We start from the raw sequence: 23,964 nt of genomic DNA on the forward strand, positions 1-23,964 counted from the left end.
GAGCAGCTATGAAGAATCGTATTATTGAACTGGCGATGGCCTGTATTCTCCTGATCGGAGCAGTTTTTCTTCCGCAGAAAGCGGTGGAAAGCAGCGCGGATGTCAGGGAACCGCAGGCGGCGCAGGAATTGGAAACAGGAATGACCGGGGAGGTAATTCTGCCGGAATCCAATCAGGCGCAGAAACTGCCGGAAGGTGAAATACATAAGGTGGTGCTGGACGCCGGCCACGGAGGAAACGATCCTGGGAAAATTGGGATTAACGGCGTGCTGGAAAAAGATATAAACCTGTCTATTGTGAAAATGCTCAAAGAGGAACTGGAAGCCGCAGGCATTGAGGTGGTCCTGACCAGGCAGGAGGACAGCGGTTTGTATCAGGAGACGGACGGCAATAAGAAGCAGGCAGATATGAAAGGGCGATGCGCTGTGATTGAGGAAGCAAACCCGGAGGTTGTTATCAGCATTCATCAGAACAGCTATCATCAATCAAACGTAAAAGGGCCCCAGGTTTTTTATTATACCGGATCAGAAAAGGGAAAAAATCTTGCGGAGATGCTGCAGGACAGCTTTACCGAGGTGATCGGAGAAAAAAACACAAGATCAGTGAAATCCAACAGCCAGTATTACCTTCTCCTGCATGTAAAGCAGCCCATCGTCATTGTGGAATGCGGCTTCCTGAGCAATCAGGAGGAGGCTGACCTGCTGAAGTCAGAGGAATACCAGAGAAAAATCGCCGCAAGCCTGCGCGGGGCGGTGGTATCTTACTTTCTGGAAAACCAGTAAAATCATGACATCTATGATAGGCTAATCATAACGGCGGCAATCCGTTTGAACCGCAACCCTCTTAAAGGGCAGCTGTCCAAGCGGATTGCCGCTTCCTGGATGATTTTACATTTCTGTCCGCAGCCACATCTCATGTCTCTGAGTGACTGATGTTCATTTTTTGCCGGGTCAGCCGATATTGACCGGGAATTTCGTCGATAGTCAAGCTTCGCACTCTCCTGTCCGTGCCGTCTTTTACAGCCTCTTCATAATACCAGCATTTAAATTCCAGAAGATCAAGGGTTTCCTGCAACTCCTCCAGTTGCTTTTGGACCGCTTTCTTACGGGCCCGGAACAATTCCAGCCGTTCATTCAGGGAGGCGTCCCCTTTCCCTGCCATGTCCATGAAAGTTTTGATCTCTTTGATGGATAATCCGGATCTTTTCAAACATTCAATCACCTTTAGCCACTCGTAGTCCTTATCCGTAAACATCCGGATTCCCCCGCTGGAACGCTCCACAAAAGGAAGAATCCCTTCCTGGTCATAATACCGGAGCGTGGAAGCAGGAACACCTAGAGTTTTTGCCATTTCCCCAACCGTATACAGCATTGTAAGCCTCCAAATTTTTTGAAACTTCCTATTGACTTAAAGCATACTTTAAGTAGTACGATTAACTTGTAAACATTATAGAACATAGAGATACAAAAGTCAACAGGACAAAAAAGGAGGATTTTTATGAGCAAATTGTTAGTGGCATACTTCAGCGCAGAGGGGACAACCAGGAAACTGGCTGAAAAGCTGGCAAAAGGAATCAACGCGGACCTGTTTGAAATCAAACCGGAAATGCCTTATACCAAGGAGGACCTTAACTGGCAGGACAGTAAGAGCAGGAGTTCTGTTGAAATGAATGACCGCGGCTGCCGTCCGGCAATTCATTCCAAAGTCGAGGACATGTCCGGATATAAAACGGTATTTGTGGGTTTTCCAATTTGGTGGTACAGAGAGCCCTCTGTCATTGATACCTTTATGGAGGCATACGATTTCTGCGGTAAGACAGTAATCCCTTTTGCCACATCGGGCGGAAGCGGGCTTGGCGGCACGGCAGCAAATATGGCGGCTCTCACTTCTGGAGCGAGGATTGCAGACGGAAAACGGTTTACGGCAAATGCAACCGAAAAGGAACTTTTAGACTGGGCGGCTGAGTGGATATAATTATTTAATAAAATGTTGGAGAAAATATTATGAAGAAAAAAAATAAATTTTTAAGTATAGTAACAGCACTCAGCGCGGCATTCATTCTGTCTGCCTGCGCGGAAAATAAGACAGTTTCCAGTGGAAGTGAAACGGCCCAACCCATACAGAACGGAACGAAAGAAACCGCCGAAGGGATGCCTGAGTCTGAAAGCCCGGGAAATACGTTACATGCCGAAGAGACCGCGGGCGGCACCCTGGTAGTATATTTTTCAGCAACAGGCACTACAAAGGGAGCTGCGGAGAAAATCGCTGCCATCACCGCAGCGGATATTTATGAAATTATCCCGGCAGAGCCATATTCGGGAGAGGATTTGAATTATAATGATGAGAAAAGCCGCGCGTCCAATGAAATGAAGGATCCGGATGCGCGGCCGGAAATTGGCGGCAAAACGATTTCTTTTGAGGGTTATTCTACGATATATCTTGGCTATCCGATCTGGTGGGGAGACGCGCCGCGAATTATGAGCACCTTTGCAGAAAGTTATGATTTTGAAGGAATTACGGTAATTCCATTCTGTACGTCCGGCGGAAGCGGTATCGGGGAGAGCGGCAGGCATTTAGCGGAGCAGGCCGGAAGCGGAAACTGGCTTACAGGGCAGCGATTCAGCGGCAATGTATCGGAAGAAGAACTGCGGTCCTGGATTGACGGGCTGTAAAATGTTGACTAAAAAGAACGGGAAACCGCCAGTTCCGGCAAAATGCCGGTTCTGGCGATTCCCCAACTTGGGTTTATTTTACAGCCGCTTTTGATTCTCTGCTTAATCAATCCTAACGTCAAGAATTTTGTATAAGATAAACAGGACGGCAAGGGCGGCTGCTAAAATAAGGCCATGGACTTGAAAGAAAGGGTATTGAATAAAAACATTTGCACAGACGCAGACGAACAAAACAAGACATAACGCCAGCAATATTTTTCCGGACAGAGATCTGCTGTTGCTAAATGAGTGTTTTGAAACAAAGGAAAATACATAAAAGGCGGCAATTATTATGAAAACACCGCTTATTACATTTCCGGCTGTAACTGTAAAATATGGCCAGCTGTCGTAACCAGTCACACATCCGATGATGCGGAAAACAAACCACAGACCCATTAACACTGTGACAGAAAGCAAAGTATCCCGCATCGCAGTCAGCATCCGTTCTCTTCCTGTTAATTCTGGAATCTCAGCGATGACATTGTCGCAAAATATTTTGTAATCCTCTCCGATAATTTCTATCATGCTTCGGCCTTCTTTTTCACCGTTTATAATCATTTCCAAAACATCCCGGCGCACGGACTCCTGAAAATAGGGACTGATATTAGCGGAACGGATATATACGGTAATATTGGTTAATGCCTGTTCATCATCTCTTTTCAGGCGATTTTCCAATTCGTTATTTTCTTTCAGCAATAATTTTGTCCTTTTGCTCATCTGGCTTTCCTCCGATATCTATCATTAATGAGTTCACAGCATTTTCTAGTTCGCAGTAGCTTTCCAAAAAGCGGGTTAATTCTTTCCCGCCTTCAGGAGTCAGATGATAATATTTCCTGTTTGGCCCAACTCCTGAAGCCCGGTATACGGCTCGTATTAAAGCATTTTTTTCTAGCCGCAGTAAAAGCGGATAAATTGTACCCTCTGTAATTTTCCCGAACCCGTATTCTTTCAGCTGCTCTGATATTTCATAGCCATAGGTTTCTTTTTTGCTGATAATTGCGAGAATACAGCCTTCAAGAGTGCCTTTTAGCATTTGAGACGGAATCACGCGGCCCCTCCTATCTTGCAAAACAAAGTAGTTTACTATATTGTAATGCAAGTGAGTGTGGTTGTCAAGCATTTGGCTATTTTTTTATTGACATGCACACAATTTATAAAAATATTATATTTTAGATATTGACCAACAGTCAGTTTTTTGATATGATACCTGCGAACTAATAAATGACCAACAGTCAGTTTTGGAGGAGAGTGAAGAGATGAAAATTCGATTTGGTAAATGGGTGGTGAAACACAAGACGCTGATCTTTGTGATTTCCCTCCTGCTGCTGATCCCATCGGTATTCGGCTTTCTGGGCACCAGGGTGAATTATGATATCCTGTCTTACCTGCCAGGAAATATCGACACCATGAAGGGGCAGGATATCCTGGTCAACGAATTCGGAACCGGGGCCTTTTCTCTGGTGGTGACGGAGGGCATGACAGAAAAGGATGTGGCGAAGACAAAGAGCGACATTGAAGCTGTGGATCAGGTAGCGAAAGTGGTCTGGTACAACACTGTGGCGGACCTGAGCATTCCGATGGAAGTACTTCCGGATGACCTGTACCAGAAGTTTAATCACGGCGACACCACCTTGATGATGGTAATTTTTAAAGATACCACTTCTTCGGACAATACCATGGATGCCATTGAAGAGATCAGGGGAATTGTAAAAGAAAACTGTTTTGTCAGCGGCATGTCGGCAGTTGTTACTGATACCAGGAACCTGGTGGAGAAGGAAGTGCCCATGTACGTGCTGATTGCCGCCGGTCTGTCGCTGCTGGTACTGATGCTCACGCTGGATTCGTTTCTGGTTCCTGTATTCTTTATGCTGAGTATCGGGATGGCGATTGTCTATAATCTGGGCAGCAACATATTCCAGGGGGAAATTTCTTACATCACCCAGGCCCTGACTGCGGTGCTCCAGCTGGGCGTGACTATGGATTATTCTATTTTCCTTTGGCACAGCTATGAAGAACAGCAGATCCGTTTTCATGGGGACAAAAACAGGGCCATGGCCCATGCTATTTCAAACAGCATCAGCGCGGTATTCGGGTCATCCGTCACTACAGTGGCCGGATTCATTGCTCTGTGCTTCATGAGCTTTACACTGGGCCTGGATCTGGGTATCGTCATGGCGAAAGGCGTGATTCTGGGCGTGCTGTGCTGTGTGACAGTCCTGCCCTCCATGATACTGATTTTTGACAAGGCGGTGGAAAAATCCAGACACAAAGCGCTGCTGCCGGAATTAAAAAAGATCGGGCCTTTTGTCACAAAACATTACAGGATTTTTGCAGTCCTGTTTATCGTCCTGTTGGTTCCTGCGCTGTATGGATACACCAAAACAGATGTTTATTACAATCTGGACGCCACGCTGCCAAAGGATCTGGACAGCATTGCGGCAAACCAGAAGCTGGAAGATAATTTTAACATGAATGCAGTGGATATGGTTTTGGTTCGCAGCAGCCTGGACCAGAAAGACGTCCGGAAGATGACCAGGGAAATTCAGCAGGAACAGGGGGTTTCCTGGGTGCTGGGGCTGGAATCCCTGGTTGGGCCCGCGATTCCGGAGGAAATGATTCCGGAGGATCTCCTGTCAGTGGTTAAAACCGAGGACTGGGAACTGCTGCTGGTGGGTTCGGAATATAAAATTGCTTCAGAAGAAATGGGAAGACAGTGTGAAAATATTTCTTCTATCATTAAAAAATATGATCAGGAGGGAATGCTGGTGGGAGAAGCGCCCTGTACGGAAGACCTGATTAAAATCACAGACCAGGATTTCAAGACGGTGAGCGCAGTATCCATCGGTGTGATTTTCCTGATCATTATGGTGGTTTTCAAATCTGTTTCATTGCCCGCCATCCTGGTCTGCGTAATAGAACTGGCTATTTTCATCAATATGGGAATCCCTTATTACACAGGAACAGCGCTGCCGTTTATCGCATCCATTGTGATCGGCACGATACAGCTGGGCGCTACGGTGGATTACGCGATTCTAATGACCACACGGTACAGAAAAGAGCGGGATAAAGGACAGAATAAAAAAGAGGCGGTACAGATTGCGCTGCAGACGTCTGCCAAATCCGTTCTGGTGAGCGCCTTCAGCTTCTTTGCAGCCACCATTGGGGTGGGCGTATATTCCAGTGTGGATATGATCGGTTCCCTGTGCATGCTGATGGCCAGAGGCGCGCTGATCAGCATGGCCGTGGTAATACTGATTCTTCCTTCCATGCTGCTGATCTTCGACTGGCTGATTTGCCGGACGACAATTGGAGCCCCGAAAATAAATAAGAAAAGCAAGAAAATGACCCAGGAGGTATTGAAATGAGAAAGAACAGCAGAATGATGAGATTATACCTGAAACGCGCGGCAGCAGCGGCTGTGGCAGCGGCTCTGACAGTAACACTGGCCTGTACGGCCCCGTCTGGGAGGGCTTTCGCAGAAGAAAACGCGGCAGTAAAATCCGGGGCCGCAGGGGAAAGTCAGCCAGGATTGGAAAATAAAGAAAAGAAAGCCGAAAAAGACCAGAAAAATTCCAAAGAGGAAAGCGTCTATGTAATTGCGGACGCTTCCGGCGCAGCCAAAAAAATAATTGTCAGCGACTGGCTGAAAAATCCTGAAGCCAGAAAAAGCATTGAGGATGTTTCGGACCTGGATGGGATTGAAAATATCAAAGGGGACGAGGTTTTTACTGCAGGAAAGGATCATGCCCTCACCTGGAATGCAGAAGGGAAGGATATCTATTATCAGGGAACGACAGAAAGGGAACTGCCTGTTACAGTGAAAATCATCTACGAACTGGATGGAAAGGAAGTAACTCCCCAGGAGCTCGCAGGAAAGAGCGGGCACGTAAAAATGACCTTCCGGTACGAAAACAATGCTGTTAAAGCGGTGGAGATGAACGGAGAAAAAACACAGGTAAAGGTTCCCTTCGCGGTGGTCAGCGGGGTAGTTCTCCCTACGGAACATTTCAGCAATGTGACTGTGACCAACGGGAAATGTATTTCTGAGGGTGAAAACCAGATTGCGGTAGGAGTCGCCATGCCCGGGCTGAGGGAGAGCCTGAACCTGGAGGATGGGGCGGATGAACTGCAGGATATTGAGCTGCCGGAATCAGTAGAGGTGGAAGCGGACGTGGAAAATTTCGAATTGGAAATGACCATGACGCTGGTAATGAATCATTTGCTGGAAGGCCTTGAGGATGGAGGAAGCCTGGACTTCAGCCGGCTGGGCGATGCGGCTGCAGAGCTGACAGATGCTTCGGAGCAGCTGCAGAACGGCAGTAATGAACTTCTGGACGGTATTTTGACCCTGGACGGCAAGGCTGTGGATTTCCGCGGCGGGGCGTCGGAACTTTTGAGCGGCATCCGGGAGTATACCGACGGCGTTGCAGCCGCGGCATCCGGAGCAGGCCAGCTGTCAGACGGCGCACAGTCCGCCGTCAATGGCGCTGCCGAACTGCAGGCCGGCGCGCAGAGCGCGCTGGAAGGGGCAGGCCAGCTGGAATCAGGTGTTCAGGGCCTTGTATCCGGGGCAGGCCAGGTGGACAGCGGAGCACAGAGTGCAGCTTCCGGGGCATCTCAGGTAAATGAAGGGGCGCAGCAGCTGAAACAAGGGGCCTCTCAGGTAGCGGCCGGAGCTTCCCAGGTAAATGAAGGCGCACAGCAGCTGAAGGGCGGAGCTGTCCAGGTGTCGTCAGGAGCTGCCCAGGTAGACGAAGGCGTACAGAAGCTCAGCAGTATGCTGGATGCCATGGGAAGCCAGCTTCAGAAACAGATAGAAGGGTATCAGCAGCAGCTGGCAGAGCTGCAGGAAAAAGAACAGCAGCTTGCCGCGGGACTGAAGACTGTTTCTGAGGGGATTGCCCAGCTTGATGCCGGGCTGTCCGGAGTGAACCAGGGAATTGCCGGTCTGGAACAGATCATGGAAAATGGCGGAAACCTGACGGAAGAACAGCAGACGCAGTATATCGGTCTTTTAAAGCAAAAGGTACAGCTGCAGGAACAGAAAGACAGCCTGCAGGATAAGCAGGATGAACTGGCTGCAAACAAAGAACAGCTTGCCGCAGGAGCAGGAAAATTGTCAGGCGCAGTGGAAGCCCTGGCAGCAGTATCCGGCCAGCTGTCTGATCCGGAAACAGCAGAGCAGCTTCGGCAGCTGGCAGAAGGAACTGCAAGGCTGCGTTCCGGAACCTCGGATCTTTCAGAAGGAATCTCAAAACTGGCTGAAAATACACCTGCGCTGCAAGAGGGGGCAAACAGTCTGGCCGGAGGAACTTCTGATCTGGCAGCCGGTACAGAGGATCTGGCCGGAGGAACAAAGACACTGGCAGAGGGAACCGGTTCCCTGAATCAGGGAAGCAAAACTTTGGCAGGCGGTGTATCCAGCCTGAAATCAGGGCTTCAGACACTGGCGGGCGGAACAGTTTCATTGAAAGAGGGCCTGTTTCAGCTGGCTGCGGGAAGCATGTCACTGGAAGAAGGGACCAATGCTCTTCATGCAGCCAGCCAGGCTCTGCTGGATGGCGCAGTTCAACTGAAAGACGGAACAGATCAGCTGAAAGAGGGTACCGGCCAGCTGGCTGAAGGAGCAGAACAGCTGCGTGACGGTATTGTAAAATTTGATGAAGAAGGCATCTCCAGAATCACAGAGCTCCTGAGCGGCAGCCTGTCCGGGCTGACAGACCGGTTAGAGGCCCTGAAAGAAGCTGACAAATCTTACAATTCCTTTACCAGCCTGCCGGAGGGTATGGAAGGCAGCGTGAAGTTCATTATCCGTACAGAGAGCATTAAAGCTGAGTGACGGCTTGCCAGCAGATAAAAAATTTGCTATGATGAAGAAAAATACAAGGGGAAAAGAGGGGAACTATGGGGAAATCGGAGGACAATAAACTGATGAAGCGCAATGCGCTTCTGAACGCGGCGTATGAACTGTTTACCGGCAAGGGTGTGAACAAAACCTCTGTTTCAGATATTGTTGAGCGTTCAGGAATTGCCAAAGGAACCTTCTACCTGTATTTTTTGGATAAATATGATCTGCGGAACAAGCTGATCGCTCACAAAGCATCAGAGCTGCTGCTTATGGCAGAAGAGGCAATGACCCAAAGAGAGATTACGGATCTGGAGGAGCGGATTTTGTTTCTGGCGGAATATATTGTGGATTATCTGGCCGAAAACAAGACACTGCTGGGCTTTTTGTCCAAAAATCTGAGCTGGGGTATTTTCAAGCATAATGTGATAGGGAAAGGGGAGGCCGAACAGAAGGCCGAAGGAGACCTGTACCGTTTTGTGACCAGCATTTTTGAAAAATCCCCCAGGAAATACGAAAATCCTGAAATGATGCTTTTCATGATTATTGAATTAGTGAGTTCCACGATTTACAGTGTAATTCTCTATCAGGAACCGGTTGACCTGCCTGCATTTAAGCCGTATCTGCTCAGAAGCATCCGGCAGATTATCAGAGATCAGGAAATCCTTTAAAATCAGGCTTGACAAAGAAGAACGCAGTGTTATAATTTAGCCAACAGGATAAATCGCAGATGAGAAGAGTAGCTTTCCCCAGGAGGGACAGAGAGAGACGCGCAGGCTGAGAGCGTTTCCCCGGCCGGGAGAGTGAAGACCGCCTCAGAGAGGCCCCAATCAGGCCCGGCAGACGCCGTTACCGTCATAAGAAGCTGCAGGCAGAAATGCCTGAAAACTGGGTGGAACCGCGTATGAGCGTGCATGCGTCCCGGTGTTTTGCATAGTGCAGAACACCGGGATTCTTTTATTTTTTGGATAGCAAACTGCGTTCCCTATGCAAAAAAAACCTACGGTGATGCGCACTGCGCGCTAAAGAAATATGGCCGCTGAAGCGACCGCGCTTCGGAGGGCGGACTTCTTATTTCAGAGTTTCAAAGGAAGGAGACAGAAATGAAAATAACTTTAAAGGATGGGTCAATAAGAGAATATGACGGGCCCAGAAGGGTGATTGATATTGCCGGAGAGATCAGCGAGGGCCTGGCCCGGGCGGCCTGTGCCGGGGAGATTGACGGAGAGGTATGTGACCTGCGCACGGAGGTGAAGGAGGACTGCAGCCTGAATATTCTGACTGCCAGAGAGGAAGGAGGCCTGGCCACGCTGCGCCATACCGCCAGCCATGTGATGGCTCAGGCAGTAAAGCGCCTGTATCCGTCGGCAAAATTGGCCATCGGCCCTTCCATTGCGGATGGTTTTTACTATGATATTGATTTTGCGGAGCCAATTTCCGCGGAGGATTTGTCAAAAATCGAAGGGGAAATGAAAAAAATTGTAAAAGAGGCTCTGTCTGTGGAGCGTTTCGAGCTGCCCAGGGCAGAGGCAATCCGCCTGATGGAAGAAAAAGAGGAACCTTATAAAGTAGAACTGATTCAGGACCTTCCGGAGGATTCGGTGATCAGCTTTTACCGCCAGGGAGAATTTACGGATTTGTGCGCGGGCCCTCATCTGATGAATACGAAAGAAGTAGGGAAAGCTTACAGACTGTTGAATATTGCCGGCGCCTATTGGAGAGGCAGCGAGAAAAACAAAATGCTCACCAGAATCTACGCCACAGCTTTCCAGAAGAAAGAGGAGCTGGAAGCATACGTGACCATGATGGAGGAGGCGAAAAAAAGAGACCACCGCAGGCTGGGAAAAGAGCTGGGGCTGTTTATGATGCATGATGCGGGCCCCGGGTTCCCGTTCTTCCTGCCTAAGGGGATGGTGCTGAAAAATACCCTGTTGGATTACTGGCGGGAGATCCACCGTCGGGCAGGATATGTGGAGATTTCCACGCCGGTGATTTTGAACCGCAGCCTGTGGGAAACTTCAGGGCATTGGGACCATTATAAAAACAATATGTATACCACGGTGATTGATGAAGCGGATTATGCCATTAAACCCATGAACTGCCCCGGCGGCGTTCTGGTGTATGCTTCTGAACCCCGTTCCTACCGGGATCTTCCCCTGCGCATGGGCGAGCTGGGGCTGGTGCACCGCCACGAAAAATCCGGGCAGCTCCACGGCCTGATGCGTGTGAGATGCTTCACCCAGGACGACGCGCATATTTTCATGACGCCGGATCAGATCAAGGACGAAATCATGGGAGTGGCCAGGCTGATCCACCAGGTATATTCCCTGTTCGGCTTTAAATACCATGTGGAGCTTTCCACCCGCCCTGAGGACAGCATGGGCAGCGATGAGGATTGGGAAATGGCGACAGAGGGGCTGCGCGGCGCCCTGGATGAGCTGGGTCTTCCCTATGTGGTCAATGAAGGAGACGGCGCGTTTTACGGCCCTAAGATCGACTTCCATCTGGAGGATTCCATCGGCAGGACCTGGCAGTGCGGCACCATCCAGCTGGATTTCCAGCTCCCTCAGCGGTTTGAGCTGGAATACACAGGGGCGGACGGGGCAAGGCACAGGCCTATCATGATTCACAGGGTGGTGTTTGGCTCTATTGAACGGTTCATTGGGATTTTGATCGAACATTTTGCGGGCGCGTTTCCTACCTGGCTGGCTCCGGTACAGGCCCGGGTGCTGCCGATTTCTGATAAGTTTGCCGGCTATGCGGAAAAAGTGAACAGGCAGCTGCAGGAAGCGGGGATCAGATCAGAGGTGGACGGCCGCTCAGAAAAGATCGGCTACAAAATCAGAGAAGCCCGCCTGCAGAAGATTCCGTATATGCTGGTGGTGGGACAGAAGGAAGAGGAAGATGGCGCAGTATCTGTCCGCAGCCGTTTTGCCGGGGACGAAGGACAGAAGGAGCTGGATCAGTTTATTGCGGAAATTCAAAAAGAGATCGCTTCTAAAGAAAGCCGCCGGGTTGAGGAAGCAGAAGCATAGAATCTCAGCTTTCGGAAACGTCCTCCGTCCGTACCTGAAGTTCAGTGACAAATTCTCCCGGATCTGAGGTTTCGTGGATATCAATCCACAGCAGTTCCAGGATGTCGCCGGCAGGAATTTTACCATTTTCCCGTATCGCTTTCAGCAGCACAGGGATCATTTCTTCATTCCTTCTATTGCTGCCATGGTAAAATACAGAGGCATAAACGCCTTCCTCCAGGAAGAAGTCGCAGCAGGATGCTTCCGGTTCAATGAGAAACATGGAGCTGTAGGCCTGGAACCGTCCGTTGCCGGCCTGATCCAGGGGGAGGACGGAACCGATCCGGTTGTTCCCAATAATGTAGGTCAGGTCGTCGCTGCGGTTCAGAAGGCGCTGCATCAGCAGATCTGCTTCCGCATCCTGCCGGAATGGTTCCTGGATGCGGAGGCAGCCGCGTTTGGGATAATGCAGGTAAGCGACCCTGCCCTCAGGAGTGCGGCGGGTTTTCTCGATGGTTTCTCTGCGCAGCTGCAGCTCTTGCTGCAGCTGTTTCAGTTCCCGGATCTGGCGGTCCACCATGAACGCTTCTTCCTGCAGCAGCGCCAGAGTGGTATCCACGCTGCAGTTTTCCAGGTACTGGCGGATTTTTTCCATGGGAAACCCCAGGCGCCTGAGGTCCCGGATGACATTGAGCTTCCAGATATCCTCCAGGCTGTAGCAGCGGTAATGGTTTTCGGTCCTTTTTGGAGAAAGCAGGCCCAGCCGTTCATAATAGCGCAGGGAATCAGCAGAAATATCATAGAGGCGGGCCAGCTCTCCGATCTTGTAATATTTTTTCAAAATTTATGCTCCTTCTGGAAAATATTTCTTGACCTTAGAATCGTTCCAGGGTTTATAGTGGAAAGGTCAGGAGGTTTTATTATGTCGTTAAAAAAACAATTTGCCAGATATGCCATTCCTTCCGTTGTATCCATGTGGGTTTTCTCCGTGTACACCATGGTGGACGGCATGTTTGTGGCCTGGGGAGTGGGGGAGACCGCTCTGGCTGCGGTCAATATCTCGCTGCCTTTTACGAATTTCATCTTTGCGCTGTCCCTGCTATTTTCAGCCGGAACCTCCACGGTCACGGCCATTCTTTCAGGGGAAGGAAACTATAAACGGGCGGGACAGGTCTTTACCATGAACACGGTGGTGCTGGCTGCGATTGGCGCGCTGATCGTGGCTGCCAGCCTGCTGATGCTAGACCCTATGGCCAGGATGCTGGGAGCTACGGAAAGCACTTTTGGGTATGTGACGGATTATCTGAGGATTATCATATGCTTCGCTCCCTGCTTTATCATTTCCTATTCCCTGGAAGTCCTCATTAAAACGGATGGTTTTCCGCAGCTTGCTACTGTGGGTATCATCGCCAGCGCGCTGCTGAACTGCGTTCTGGACTATCTGTTTGTGCTGGTTTTCCATTGGGGAGTGACCGGCGCGGCTGTTGCCACGGGCCTGGCGCAGCTGTTTTTAGTGCTGCTGTTCCTGCACCATTTCCTGAAAAGGAAGGGAATGCTGAAGTTTCAGAGATTTCCCTGGACCTTTGGTATTTACCGGAAAATCCTGTCCATCGGCATGGCGGACTGCGTAACGGAAATGTCCATAGGAATCGTGGTCTTTTTGTTTAACCGGACCATACTCTCCCATATTGGAGAAGCGGCCATTGTCAGCTACACGGTTATTTCATATGTAAATAATCTGGTGCTGATGACAACCACAGGGATCGCCCAGGGCATGCAGCCCCTCAGCAGCTTTTACTATGGGAAGAGAGATTCCGCGTCCTGCCACAGGCTGCTGCGCTACGGCCTGGTATGCGTAACCGCGGCCTCTCTGATTGCATTTGCCATCGGCCAGCTGCTGGCCGGACCTATCGTAGGAATCTATATTGACGGCCAGAACACGCAGCTGACGGCGTACACTGTGGAAGCCTTCCGGAAATTCAGCTTTTCATTCCTGCTCCTGGGATATAATGTTCTGCTGGCCGGTTTCTTTACATCCATAGCCAAGCCGGTCTATTCCATGACAATTTCCCTGGGCAGAGGGCTGGTGCTGATTGCGGTTTGCCTGGCGGTGCTGCCCTGGGTGTTCGGAGAAAATGGAATATGGTTTTCCACCCTTGTGTCTGAAGGGCTCTGCCTGATTCCCAGCCTGTTTTTCCTGAACCGTTACCGCAGATCTGCAGCTTCGGAAACAGATCAGGAGGGAATCAGAGAAAAATCAGCCCGAGAAGCCCGCACAGAAGCATAACCCGGATGGGCGGCTGTTTGAATTTCCTTAAAAGAATTACAGCAGCAGCAAATATTCCTGCAGCGATCCAGTTAACGGACGAAAAGCTGGCGGTAAAACCAGCGCCGTTCCAGAAGGAAGAAATGATGATATCCAGGCCGGCTACTGCGATCATGGCGATTACCGCAGGCCGGAGGGATTTCAGCACGCCCTGGATCATATCCAGTTTGCGGAAATGGAGATATACATAAGCCAGTATGGAGACAATGATACAGGAAGGGAGGATACAGCCCAGGGTTGCGATCACAGCTCCGGGCAGGCCGGCCATTCTCAGCCCCACAAAAGTGGCGGAATTGACGGCTATGGGGCCGGGAGTCATCTGTGAAATGGTAATCAGGTCTGTGAACTCCCCCATGGTCATCCAGCTGTGAATACTGACTACCTGGTCCTGGATCAGGGGAACCGCGGCATAGCCTCCGCCAAAACTGAAGGCGCCGATCTGCAGAAAGCTGAGAAATAACTTCAGAAGAATCATTGCTGCACCTTCTTTCTGTGGGACAGAAGCGTACGTACAACACCCAGTGCGGCGCAGGCCAGGATGATATAGACCACGTTTACTTCCAGAAAAAACGCGGCGGCAAACGCGGCGGCCATGATCAGAATATTCAGCGCATCCTTTTCTCTGGCCGCATCTCTGCCCATGTTCAGTACCACGTCTGCGATTACCGCGCCCACGCCTGCCTGCATTCCTGCCAGCGCCTTGCCTACATATGTATTTTCACGAAAAGCGGTATAAAAAAGCGATATCACAGACAGGATAATAAACGGCGGAAGAATAGTGGCCAGGATAGAAATGAGAAGGCCTGGGATTCCGGCCAGCTTGTAGCCCACTACAATGGCACCATTGACTGCAATAGGGCCGGGAGCGGATTGGGCGATGGCAACCAGATCCAGCATCTCCTGCTCTTCAATCCAATGATACTCATCCACAAATTTTCTTTTCATCAGGGTAACAATGACATATCCGCCTCCAAAAGTAAAGGCGCTGAGATAAAATGTAGAAATGAACAGCTTCAGCAGGACCTTGCCGCGTCCTGGCTGATCAGAAGAAAAATCCATAGCCTCGCCTCCTCATAATACTTACGTCCCCAGTATAACTGGAAAAGATAAAGAAGTAAAGGTGCATTTTTTCGGATAACAGGCTCTTGATTTTAGATTTCAGGAGCCTCCGGATAGATTCCCGGAGGCTCCCGGCGCCGTCCTGAAAAAAGGAGGCTTTAGCGGGTGCGGAAGGTGGCGCAGAGTGTGCTTTCAGAATTCTGAGCGCTTCCGCCGGAAATATCAATGTGCTCCGCGCGGCACATGCGGTTTTCATTGTACACGCAGTTGGTCGCATCGCAGTCTACAGAAAGCTGCAGCTGAGGTGTTTCTGTGGCGTTGCGGGCTGCCTGGTCCTTGTCAAAGCTGCCGCAGCATGTGCAGGATTTATCCTTTGCTTCCTGCCCGTCTACCTGAATCGCGGTTTTACAGCAGCAGTGTTCAGAGTTGTGGACACAGCTGGTTACATTACAACATAAATCTGTCATATGATTGCCTCCTTTCGTTGTTCTGAATTAGTTTGGACATTTGGAAAAAAAATATTCATGGGGAAATATCCGGGGAAATCAAAAAAACTTCTTGACAGACATCTGCCGCTGTGATATGCTAGAAAAGCTGTGAAGGCAGCAAACAGGAAAGCAGAGTGTCCACTCTCACCTCAGCGTATCAGACGACTCGGGGTTGATATTGAGATCAATGAAAACTCAAGGTGGATAGCTGTGGCTGTCTGCCTTTTTAATTATGTCAACCTAAACGGGGGTGCGATTATTAGCGAATTAATGATTAACGAGCAGATCAGAGACAAAGAGGTGCGTCTGGTCGGCGAAAACGGAGAACAGCTGGGAATTATGTCCGTAAAGGACGCCATGAAGATCGCCAGAGACGCGAATCTGGATCTGGTGAAGATTGCGCCGACAGCCAAGCCGCCGGTGTGCAAGGTCATTGACTATGGTAAATACCGTTATGAGCTTGCCAGAAAAGAAAAAGAAGCCAAGAAGAAACAGAAGATGGTAGAACTGAAGGAAGTGCGCCTTTCTCCCAACATTGATACCAATGATCTGAATACAAAGATGAACAATGCCCGCAAGTTCCTGGAAAAAGGAAATAAGGTTAAGGTGACGCTTCGTTTCAGGGGCAGGGAAATGGCTCATGTGCACAGTTCCAGACATATTCTGGACGACTTTGCGGACGCTATGAAAGACATCGCAGCGGTGGAAAAACCGCCCAAGATGGAAGGCAGAAGCATGAGCATCGTGTTAGGCGAAAAACGGTAAAAATATTACAAGAATACAGGAGGAATTTATCATGCCCAAGGTAAAAACAAGCCGCGCAGCAGCAAAGCGCTTTAAGAAGACAGGTACAGGTCAGCTGAAGAGAATGAAGGCTTATAAGAGCCATATCCTGACAAAGAAGAGCACCAAGAGAAAGAGAAACCTGAGAAAAGCAGCTATGACCGACAACACCAATGCTAAGGTCATGAAGAAGATTTTACCTTACTTATAATAGAGAATTTTGAAGGAGGAATACTGAAATGGCAAGAATCAAAGGTGGTATGAACGCTAAGAAGAAGCACAACAGAGTGCTGAAGCTGGCGAAGGGTTATAGAGGCGCGCGTTCCAAGCAGTACAGAGTGGCAAAGCAGTCCGTGATGAGAGCGCTGACATCTTCTTACGCAGGCCGCAAGGAGAGAAAGAGACAGTTCAGACAGCTGTGGATCGCCCGCATTAATGCGGCGGCGAGAATCAACGGCCTGTCCTACTCCAAGTTCATGTTCGGTCTGAAGCAGTCCGGCGTGGAAATGAACAGAAAGATCCTGGCTGATATGGCAGTGAACGACGCGGAAGGTTTTGCAAAGCTGGCTGAGCTGGCAAAGCAGAAAATTGCCTGAGTGATTATTTGATACATTTATGCGCCGGGAATATTTCCCGGCGTTTTGTGATATAGTATACTGATATCAGAAATCACCTGGGGCAAATAGTTACCAGGCGCAATTGCTGCCTTTCCGGCTGCCGCCAAAAATATTTTGATATTTTTACGGAAAGCCCTTGACATTCAAAATCGCACTGAGTATAATATGTCAAGTGGTAAATAAAGTAATCCTCGATAGCTCAATGGTAGAGCATTCGGCTGTTAACCGAAGGGTTGTAGGTTCGAGCCCTACTCGGGGAGTTGAGAATGTGGCTGCTGCACTTAGTAAATGAGTGCGCAGCTATTTTTGCGTATAACAAAAAGATCACGGCCAGAAACACAACAGTTCAGCATCAATATGTGAAAACTTATTTTTCGCTGGCTGTCGGAAAATGGTTATATGCTTATTCTCTTAAATGTGATTAAATAAAATTGGTGATTAGAATGTTTGAAAACTTTGGAGAAATAATTAAGGAATTGCGTGTTAAACATAATTTAACCCAAAAAGATTTGGCGAGAAGGCTGGAAGTTTCTCTGCCTACGGTCAGCCGCTGGGAAAATGGCAGAGGCGTGATTCCCGCAACGAAGACCTTAATTGATATATGTTTATTGTTTGGGATTTCCTTAAATGACCTTGCTGGAATTGCAAAAGAAAATACTGTCCCAATTGACATGCTTACTTCAGAACAGCAGGAACTTTTGAAAATATTGGTGATGGAGTTTAAGAATACAAAACGTTTTCCTGTACTTTCAGAGAGGCAGAATAAAATAATTCTGATGTTGTTTGCAGAATTTACCAGGAGAACTGGAGAGCCACATGTGTGATTTTGGACTGCGTTTAAAATCCCTGAGAGCAAGTTATGGTTTTACTCAGAAGCAGCTTGCTAAAAAGTTAAATGTTTCAGAAGTTACAGTAAGCAGATGGGAAAGTAATTATAGATTGCCTGAATTTATAAGCTTACTAAATTTAAGTATTCTTTTTGATGTAACGTTAGACTATATTGCTGGTATTGACAAAAAGACAGCTATAGCCACAAAATGTCTGTCTGAGGATCAAGTTAAGCTTCTAAAGATGATCGTTTGTGAGTGTCAAAGCCGGATCTGAGCGTAAAGCCGTAATGTATATCAGTTTTTTAGTCACCAGCCCTTTTGCATGCCGGAAACAAAGGGTGGGACAAATTGCCTGGTTAGGGTAAAGGCAATAATAATTTTTATACACTCATTCCCAAGTAATTAACCTTGAGATTTCCGGCAAAAGGGAGTATGATACAATTAATGATTGGGGAAAGGCTGGAGAAATATGGAATGCAGAGAAAACTTGTATCTGCTTATCCGGGAGGATGGGCTGTACTACTTGCTGCCGGTGTCCTGCGCTGAGAAAGTATCACAAGACGCGTCCGAAGATGGCCTCAAGGTTGTTGATCTTTCAGAAAGGGCCGGCGACAGGAAAACAGACTGCAGCAAAAAGGGCAGGTATTGCATCACCATATGCAGCCAAAGCGGAAGGCTGGCTCTTTTAACCGAAGAAATAACAGGAATTATAGAGTGTGAAGAAGATAATATATTTTCTCCGCAAATGTCTGGATACAGCCGGCGCAGCAGATGCTTCAGTAGAGTGGCCAGGCTGGAAGAGCAGGAGAACCAGTGGGGGTATATTCTGAATCCTGAGGGGCTGATTGACGGAGAGAATTCAGAGAATGATTCGGGGGAGATGCCGGAAGAGTTTTCGGACGCGGGAAACCATGAACTTGCATACGCCCAGGCGCCTCAATCCTGCATTGTGCTCACCAGTGGAAAACGTCAATTTTATGTGAGTGAGAAAATATTAGCCTCAGTAGTGCTGAAACCCCGGATACAGCGGATTCCGGGAGCGCCGGAATGGATAGCTGGCCTTTCTGATTATGAAGGAAGACCGGTGGTATATTATGATCCGGCAGGAATAAAGAGAGAAAGTCCGGCAGAGGAATATTTATATGGGGTTGTGATCCATGAGACAGATGGGAGTTTGTCCGGCATTGCAGGGGAACTGCTTGGAGAAGGCGGAGGCGGGGGAGAAGACCTGAGGCCGGTGCGGGATGGAATATGGGAGAGAAACTGTGATCAGGCTGACGGAATATGAGTTTGAAGAAATCGTACAATATTTTCGGGCAAATTATGGAATTAATCTGCAAAAGAAAAAGGTGTTGGTGGAATGCAGGATGGCGAAGGAACTTGAACGGCTGAAGGTTCCGTCATTTGCGGAATATCTGCGGCTTCTGCGGCGGGACAGGACCGGTGATGTGGCCGCAGGAATGGTGAATCAGCTGACCACCAACTATACATATTTTTTAAGAGAGCCTGCTCATTTTTCACTGCTGGAGCAGAAAATATATCCTGAACTGTTCCCGAGAAAATATGGGCCCTGTCAGATCTGGTGCGCAGGATGCGCTACGGGAGAGGAATGCTATACCCTGGCAATGAGCCTTTGCGATTACCGGGAGTCGTCTGGTATGGCGGTAAACGCCAGGATTCTGGCAACAGATATTTCTGAAGAGGTGCTTAAAAGGGCGGAGAAAGGGATTTATCCGAAAAAGGAAAAAGAACGGCTGCCGGTTTCCTGGCAGGAAAAATACTGTGTGGATATGGATGCCGGACATTTTTGCGTTGAGGAATATCTGAAGTACCATATCCGGTTCTTAAAACACAACCTGCTGGCCCCTCTGCCGGAGAAACAGCAGTTTGACGTGATCTTTTGCCGAAATGTAATGATATATTTTGACAAAACAGTTCGGGAACAGCTGGTCAGGCGGCTGGAGGATTGCTTGAAGGAAGGAGGCTATCTGTTTACCGGTCATGCGGAGCTTCTCTCCCGGGAGGAAACCAGGTTGGAGCAGGTGTACCCCGCTGTGTACAGGAAAGTGCGGACCAGTGAATAAGGCCGGCCGGAGGAAGGTAAAACAGAGGAGAAGGTATGGACAAAAAGATTTTGATTGTGGATGATGCGCTGTTTATGAGGAAAATGATCCGAAGAGCGCTGGAAGCGGCGGGGCATACAGATATTTTGGAGGCCCCTGACGGTGAGACGGCTGTTTCTCTGTATAAAGAAAAAAGGCCTCGGCTGATGATGCTTGATATTACCATGCCGGGAAAGTCGGGGATGGAGGTTCTGGAAGAAATCATAGCCTTTGATCCCAGGGCCAGGATTGTGATGTGCTCTGCGGTGGGGCAGGAGAGCGTGATCCAGAGGGCTGTAATGAATGGGGCGGCAGATTTTATCGTGAAACCTTTTAAAGCGGATGAGCTGGTAAGAATTGTTGAATATAATCTCAGCAACTGTACAGAAGCGGAGGAAAAATAATAATGAGAAAACGTTTTAAAGATTTGCGGGTGGGCGGGAAACTATTAGCGTCATTTTTAAGCGTTATCCTGCTTTACATAGTGACTGTGGCGGTTTCTGCATTCAGTATTAATACCCTGTCAAACCGGATGAAACAGCTGTATGATGAGCCCTTTGCCAATGTGGAGGCTTCCCTTGAGGTTATTGCCAATTTACAGGCTGTGGGGAGAAATCTCTGTATCCTCAGCGTTTCGGATCAGACGGTGGATGAGAAGGAGTACCTGGAAAAGGCACGGGAGTCCGCCCGGAAAGTGGAGCAGGGAATAGAAGTCCTGAGCAGCGGCTATGTGAGTGCAAAGGAAGAGGTAGCTCAGCTGGAAAATGAGTTTGTCAATCAGAGGGAAGTTAGGGAGCGCGTCTTTTTGCTGCTGGAAAGCGGAGATAAAAAAGAGGCTGTTAATGTCTATTTTAACGAATATGAACCGGTATCGCTGACGGTAAGGAATATACTGGAAGAGGTGGTTGCAGAATCAAAGCAGGATGCGGCGGCGAGCTTGGACGCTGCTCAGAATTTAAGAATTCAGATCATGTTTATTATGATAGCGCTGGGGGTTGTCTGCGTTGGAATTACAGTGGTACTGAGCAGGGGAATTACCAGGAGCATTGTCGTCCCTGTACAGAAAGTGAAGGGAGCAGCGAATGAGATCGCTAACGGCAGGCTGAATATCAGTCTGGACTATGTATCAGGAAATGAATTTGGAGAATTGGCGGACGATATACGTTCTACAGCTCGTTCTCTGAACTTATATGTTTCTGAAATACAAAAAGGCCTTACCGCGTTGGGCGAGGGCAAGCTGAATTATCAGTCAGATGTGGATTTTAAAGGGGATTTTGTGCGGATCGGAGAGTCGCTGGAAGAAATCAGTACAATGCTGCGTGGGTCCATGCAGCAGATCAGCAACAGCGCAGAGCTGGTTTCCGGCGGAGCAGAGCAAGTATCCAATGGGGCTCAGGTATTGGCCCAGGGAGCTTCAGAACAGGCCAGTTCAGTAGAAGAGCTGGCAGTCAGCATTAACGAAATTGCTGACAGCGTAAAGAGCAACGCAGAATATGCGGCGCAGTCCAGATCAGCGGCGGATGAAGTGAGCAAGAGGCTTCAGGACAACAGCGAGCAGATGGCCAGACTTCAGGACAGTATTGGCCTGGTGAAAGAGAATTCAAGAGAGATTACCGGTATTGTTAAGGAAATAGAAGATATTGCGATGCAGACCAATATACTGGCGCTGAACGCTTCAGTGGAAGCGGCCAGGGCCGGGGAGGCGGGGCGCGGGTTTGCCGTGGTTGCGGGCGAAGTCCGCAGGCTGGCGGCAAAGACAGCAGAAGCATCCAAAAGGACCGCGGAGCTGGCGGAAAAGAATTCAGAAGCTGTGAAGGATGGGAATGAAGCTGTGGACCAGACCGCCGGTTCTCTCAGAAACTCTGTCGAAGGAGCCCAGAGTGTGAACCGGATGGTTACCAGAATATCAGATCTGTCAGCACAGCAGGCGGATGCTGTGATACAGATCCGAAAGAGCGTGGAAATGATTTCAGATATCGTACAGGGCAATTCAGCCACTTCTGAGGAGAGCGCAGCAGCCAGCGAAGAGCTGTCGGCCCAGGCTCAATTGCTGAAGGAACTGGTGGAACAGTTTGAAATCTGAGGATGGAGAGGGAATGCAGATGGGCAATTTTGATGACCTGGATGAGGAACTGAGGGATATTCTGTCAGAGCTGGGGAATATCGGGACAGGAAACGCAGTGACGTCTCTGGCTGAAATGATGGGCCACTCTTTTGAAATAAAAGCCCCGAAACTCCGGTTTGTAAAATATCAGGATATTTTTCAGTCCATGGGCATCAGGGATGAACTTCAGGCCGGGATTCTGGTGGATGTGCTGGGTGAGCTGCGGGGGATGTTCCTGTTCCTGATGGATGAATCCTTTTCCAGGGCTGTCCTGGAACAGATGCTGGAGGAAACGGCGGAGGATCTGACCGAGCTGACCGAGATGCAGGTTTCACTGCTTCGGGAATTGGGAAATATCATTTGCGGTTCCTACCTGAGGGCGCTGTCCTGCCTTACCGGCCTGGAAACAGACGTGGCGGTCCCTGACCTGTGTATTGATATGGCAGGCGCGATTATGGGAGTCCCTCTGGCAAGGCATTTAAAAGTCAGCGACAATATACTGATGATTGAAAATGAATTTCATATGGGAAATCAGTCCTTTGTTGGGCGGATTCTGTTCTGGCCGGAAGCAGATACGCTGTCCGCTGTTGTGGAGAGGTTGAAAGGGTAAGCCATGGAAATGATTGTGGTGGGGATTGCCGAAGGGAAAACTGCTGCCCGCGGTCAGGCGCTGGTTTCATATGCACTTGGTTCCTGCGTGGGAGTATGCCTGTATGAAAGCAGGCTTAAAATTGCAGGGATGGCCCATGTAATTCTGCCTGACCAGAATTGTTCCCGAAACCGGGAAAACGAATATAAGTTCGCTGGAGAGGGTACGCGCAGGCTGATTCAGGAAATGTACAGGCTCGGAGGAGAGAAGAGGTATATGACGGCGAAAATAGCCGGTGGAGCCAGGATGTTCCGGTTTGCAGAAATGGGATGGGATATCGGGAAAAACAATGTGGAGAGAGTGAAGCGCGTCCTGGAAGAAGAGGGGATCAGGCTGGTTGGAGAGGACACAGGGAAGGATTATGGAAGAACAATTACCTTCTTTGCGGAAAACGGAGTCCTGGAAGTGAACACAGTGCGTCATGCGCCTTTAAGGCTATAGAGATGAGCAAAACGATTAAGGGAGATACATGGAGGAAGATTCATGGAAACAGAAAATAAAAAAATTATTCTGGCGGTTGACGACAGCCTGCTTATATGTAAACAGATCAGAGCGGCCCTGGCGGATATGCCGGTATTCCTGTGCGAGGCTCATTCGGGCAGAGAGGCGCTGGAACTGGCGGAACAGTACCAGCCTGATCTGATTCTGCTGGATGTGGTGCTGCCCGATACAGATGGCTATCAACTTTTCCGCCGGCTGAAGGAAGCAGATAAGAATAATGCCTCCATTATTTTCCTCACATCCAAAGATAAGGACGAGGATGTGATCAGAGGGTTTTCCATGGGGGCCTGCGACTACATTAAGAAGCCGTTTGCCAAGGGAGAACTGCAGTCCAGGGCGCAGGCCCACCTTCAGATGAAAGAGCAGAGGGACGAACTGGACAGGCAGAATCGGGAACTGCGCTCAAATATGGAAAAGCTGAATTATTTAGCGTTCCGGGACGGGCTCACCGGCCTCTATAACAGAAGATATGTGGTGGGCGACCTGATGGATGATATTGGGCGGTCAAACCTGGAGGAGACAGAGAATGTCTTGATCCTTGCGGATATTGATGATTTTAAAAATATAAATGACACCTATGGGCATGAGGCCGGAGATCTGGCTTTGGTCTGCATCGCTAATATTATGGAAGCAAATTGCCGTAAGCATAAGGTAATACGGTGGGGAGGGGAAGAATTCCTGATCGCATTATTTAATGTGACGCGGGAAGAGGCGTTCGGAATCAGCGAGAGGATTCGCCGCGAAGTGGAAGAATTCAAAGTATTCAGCGGGGAGCAGGAATTTTCCTGTACCATAACCATGGGGCTGCACGTTTATGGGAACCACGAAGGAATTGAGGAAAGCGTGGATAAAGCGGACAAAGCGCTGTACTATGGTAAACGGCACGGAAAGAACCAAAGTGTTTGGTATGAACTGACAGAACAGGCGGAATGATT

27 protein-coding genes and 1 tRNA gene are annotated in these 23,964 nt (G+C 49.1%); 21 read left to right on the plus strand and 7 right to left on the minus strand.

Annotation, left to right across the window (positions count from 1 at the left end):
• The first annotated feature begins 8 nt into the window (after positions 1-8).
• Positions 9-782: an N-acetylmuramoyl-L-alanine amidase gene (locus tag EV209_RS11605; protein ID WP_243647583.1), complete on the plus strand. Its 774-nt coding sequence runs from the start codon at positions 9-11 to the stop codon at positions 780-782.
• Positions 783-912: 130 nt separating this feature from the next.
• On the opposite strand, the gene EV209_RS11610 is transcribed toward EV209_RS11605, so the two are convergent.
• The gene (locus tag EV209_RS11610; protein ID WP_130435642.1) at positions 913-1,371 is read right to left on the minus strand and encodes a MerR family transcriptional regulator; all 459 of its coding nucleotides are present in this window, start codon (positions 1,369-1,371) and stop codon (positions 913-915) included.
• Positions 1,372-1,497: 126 nt separating this feature from the next.
• Here EV209_RS11610 and EV209_RS11615 point away from each other — a divergent pair, with 126 nt between their 5' ends.
• Complete coding sequence (locus tag EV209_RS11615) at positions 1,498-1,974, plus strand: flavodoxin (RefSeq protein ID WP_130435643.1); 477 nt, start codon at positions 1,498-1,500, stop codon at positions 1,972-1,974.
• Positions 1,975-2,003: 29 nt separating this feature from the next.
• On the plus strand, positions 2,004-2,672 hold the full coding sequence (locus EV209_RS11620; RefSeq protein ID WP_130435644.1) for a flavodoxin: 669 nt from the start codon (positions 2,004-2,006) through the stop codon (positions 2,670-2,672).
• Between the two features lie 102 nt (positions 2,673-2,774).
• On the opposite strand, the gene EV209_RS11625 is transcribed toward EV209_RS11620, so the two are convergent.
• Positions 2,775-3,428 (minus strand): hypothetical protein, encoded by a 654-nt coding sequence (locus EV209_RS11625; protein WP_165388914.1) that lies wholly within the window; start codon positions 3,426-3,428, stop codon positions 2,775-2,777.
• Positions 3,391-3,759: a PadR family transcriptional regulator gene (locus EV209_RS11630; protein WP_130435646.1), complete on the minus strand. Its 369-nt coding sequence runs from the start codon at positions 3,757-3,759 to the stop codon at positions 3,391-3,393. Before EV209_RS11630 ends, EV209_RS11625 begins: the two co-directional genes overlap by 38 nt.
• Before the next feature lie 208 nt (positions 3,760-3,967).
• Here EV209_RS11630 and EV209_RS11635 point away from each other — a divergent pair, with 208 nt between their 5' ends.
• The 4 genes from EV209_RS11635 to thrS all read left to right on the plus strand — a co-directional run bounded on the left by EV209_RS11635 (position 3,968) and on the right by thrS (position 11,591).
• Positions 3,968-6,076, plus strand: a complete 2,109-nt coding sequence (locus EV209_RS11635; RefSeq protein ID WP_130435647.1) for an efflux RND transporter permease subunit — start codon at positions 3,968-3,970, stop codon at positions 6,074-6,076.
• Entirely contained in the window at positions 6,073-8,550 is a 2,478-nt protein-coding gene (locus EV209_RS11640; protein ID WP_130435648.1) for a YhgE/Pip domain-containing protein, read from the plus strand. Before EV209_RS11635 ends, EV209_RS11640 begins: the two co-directional genes overlap by 4 nt.
• Before the next feature lie 65 nt (positions 8,551-8,615).
• Positions 8,616-9,227, plus strand: a complete 612-nt coding sequence (locus EV209_RS11645; protein ID WP_130435649.1) for a TetR/AcrR family transcriptional regulator — start codon at positions 8,616-8,618, stop codon at positions 9,225-9,227.
• A gap of 432 nt (positions 9,228-9,659) precedes the next feature.
• Entirely contained in the window at positions 9,660-11,591 is a 1,932-nt protein-coding gene (gene thrS / locus EV209_RS11650) for a threonine--tRNA ligase (protein ID WP_130435650.1), read from the plus strand.
• 4 nt (positions 11,592-11,595) lie between these two features.
• On the opposite strand, the gene EV209_RS11655 is transcribed toward thrS, so the two are convergent.
• Positions 11,596-12,411 (minus strand): MerR family transcriptional regulator, encoded by an 816-nt coding sequence (locus tag EV209_RS11655; protein ID WP_165388915.1) that lies wholly within the window; start codon positions 12,409-12,411, stop codon positions 11,596-11,598.
• 81 nt (positions 12,412-12,492) lie between these two features.
• Between EV209_RS11655 and EV209_RS11660 the strand changes: the two genes are divergently transcribed.
• On the plus strand, positions 12,493-13,857 hold the full coding sequence (locus EV209_RS11660; RefSeq protein ID WP_130435652.1) for an MATE family efflux transporter: 1,365 nt from the start codon (positions 12,493-12,495) through the stop codon (positions 13,855-13,857).
• Here EV209_RS11660 and EV209_RS11665 read toward each other — a convergent pair.
• The 3 genes from EV209_RS11665 to EV209_RS11675 form a co-directional block, all read right to left on the minus strand.
• On the minus strand, positions 13,817-14,371 hold the full coding sequence (locus EV209_RS11665) for a chromate transporter (RefSeq protein WP_130435653.1): 555 nt from the start codon (positions 14,369-14,371) through the stop codon (positions 13,817-13,819). The two genes, EV209_RS11660 and EV209_RS11665, sit on opposite strands and share 41 nt — an antisense overlap.
• Positions 14,368-14,955, minus strand: coding sequence for a chromate transporter (locus EV209_RS11670; protein ID WP_130435654.1), 588 nt, complete (start codon positions 14,953-14,955; stop codon positions 14,368-14,370). Before EV209_RS11670 ends, EV209_RS11665 begins: the two co-directional genes overlap by 4 nt.
• Positions 14,956-15,113: 158 nt before the next feature.
• Positions 15,114-15,422 (minus strand): DUF1540 domain-containing protein, encoded by a 309-nt coding sequence (locus tag EV209_RS11675; RefSeq protein WP_130435655.1) that lies wholly within the window; start codon positions 15,420-15,422, stop codon positions 15,114-15,116.
• Between the two features lie 291 nt (positions 15,423-15,713).
• Between EV209_RS11675 and infC the strand changes: the two genes are divergently transcribed.
• The 13 genes from infC (at position 15,714) to EV209_RS11740 (ending at position 23,962) form a co-directional block, all read left to right on the plus strand.
• Positions 15,714-16,208, plus strand: coding sequence for a translation initiation factor IF-3 (gene infC, locus EV209_RS11680; protein ID WP_130435854.1), 495 nt, complete (start codon positions 15,714-15,716; stop codon positions 16,206-16,208).
• A gap of 31 nt (positions 16,209-16,239) precedes the next feature.
• On the plus strand, positions 16,240-16,437 hold the full coding sequence (gene rpmI, locus EV209_RS11685; RefSeq protein WP_130435656.1) for a 50S ribosomal protein L35: 198 nt from the start codon (positions 16,240-16,242) through the stop codon (positions 16,435-16,437).
• 28 nt (positions 16,438-16,465) lie between these two features.
• Positions 16,466-16,822 carry a 50S ribosomal protein L20 gene (gene rplT / locus EV209_RS11690; RefSeq protein ID WP_130435657.1) on the plus strand — a complete coding sequence of 119 codons (357 nt, stop codon included), beginning with the start codon at positions 16,466-16,468 and terminating at the stop codon, positions 16,820-16,822.
• A 209-nt stretch (positions 16,823-17,031) separates the two neighbouring features.
• A tRNA-Asn gene (locus tag EV209_RS11695) sits at positions 17,032-17,103 on the plus strand.
• Positions 17,104-17,286: 183 nt separating this feature from the next.
• Positions 17,287-17,667, plus strand: coding sequence for a helix-turn-helix transcriptional regulator (locus EV209_RS11700; protein WP_130435658.1), 381 nt, complete (start codon positions 17,287-17,289; stop codon positions 17,665-17,667).
• Positions 17,660-17,947, plus strand: a complete 288-nt coding sequence (locus EV209_RS11705; RefSeq protein ID WP_130435659.1) for a helix-turn-helix domain-containing protein — start codon at positions 17,660-17,662, stop codon at positions 17,945-17,947. The genes EV209_RS11700 and EV209_RS11705 overlap by 8 nt, the downstream gene beginning before the upstream one ends.
• 195 nt (positions 17,948-18,142) lie before the next feature.
• On the plus strand, positions 18,143-18,961 hold the full coding sequence (locus EV209_RS11710; protein ID WP_130435660.1) for a chemotaxis protein CheW: 819 nt from the start codon (positions 18,143-18,145) through the stop codon (positions 18,959-18,961).
• Positions 18,918-19,757: a CheR family methyltransferase gene (locus EV209_RS11715; RefSeq protein ID WP_330521171.1), complete on the plus strand. Its 840-nt coding sequence runs from the start codon at positions 18,918-18,920 to the stop codon at positions 19,755-19,757. Before EV209_RS11710 ends, EV209_RS11715 begins: the two co-directional genes overlap by 44 nt.
• A gap of 35 nt (positions 19,758-19,792) precedes the next feature.
• Entirely contained in the window at positions 19,793-20,179 is a 387-nt protein-coding gene (locus EV209_RS11720) for a response regulator (RefSeq protein ID WP_130435661.1), read from the plus strand.
• A gap of 2 nt (positions 20,180-20,181) precedes the next feature.
• Positions 20,182-21,858 (plus strand): methyl-accepting chemotaxis protein, encoded by a 1,677-nt coding sequence (locus EV209_RS11725; protein ID WP_130435662.1) that lies wholly within the window; start codon positions 20,182-20,184, stop codon positions 21,856-21,858.
• Positions 21,848-22,489, plus strand: a complete 642-nt coding sequence (locus EV209_RS11730) for a chemotaxis protein CheC (RefSeq protein WP_243647584.1) — start codon at positions 21,848-21,850, stop codon at positions 22,487-22,489. Before EV209_RS11725 ends, EV209_RS11730 begins: the two co-directional genes overlap by 11 nt.
• A gap of 3 nt (positions 22,490-22,492) precedes the next feature.
• Positions 22,493-22,969, plus strand: a complete 477-nt coding sequence (locus EV209_RS11735; RefSeq protein ID WP_130435663.1) for a chemotaxis protein CheD — start codon at positions 22,493-22,495, stop codon at positions 22,967-22,969.
• 42 nt (positions 22,970-23,011) lie between these two features.
• Positions 23,012-23,962: a GGDEF domain-containing response regulator gene (locus EV209_RS11740; protein ID WP_130435664.1), complete on the plus strand. Its 951-nt coding sequence runs from the start codon at positions 23,012-23,014 to the stop codon at positions 23,960-23,962.
• Positions 23,963-23,964 lie beyond the last annotated feature (2 nt).

Origin of the sequence: Cuneatibacter caecimuris, from assembly GCF_004216775.1 — a bacterium.
Taxonomy (GTDB): Bacteria; Bacillota; Clostridia; order Lachnospirales; family Lachnospiraceae; genus Cuneatibacter; species Cuneatibacter caecimuris.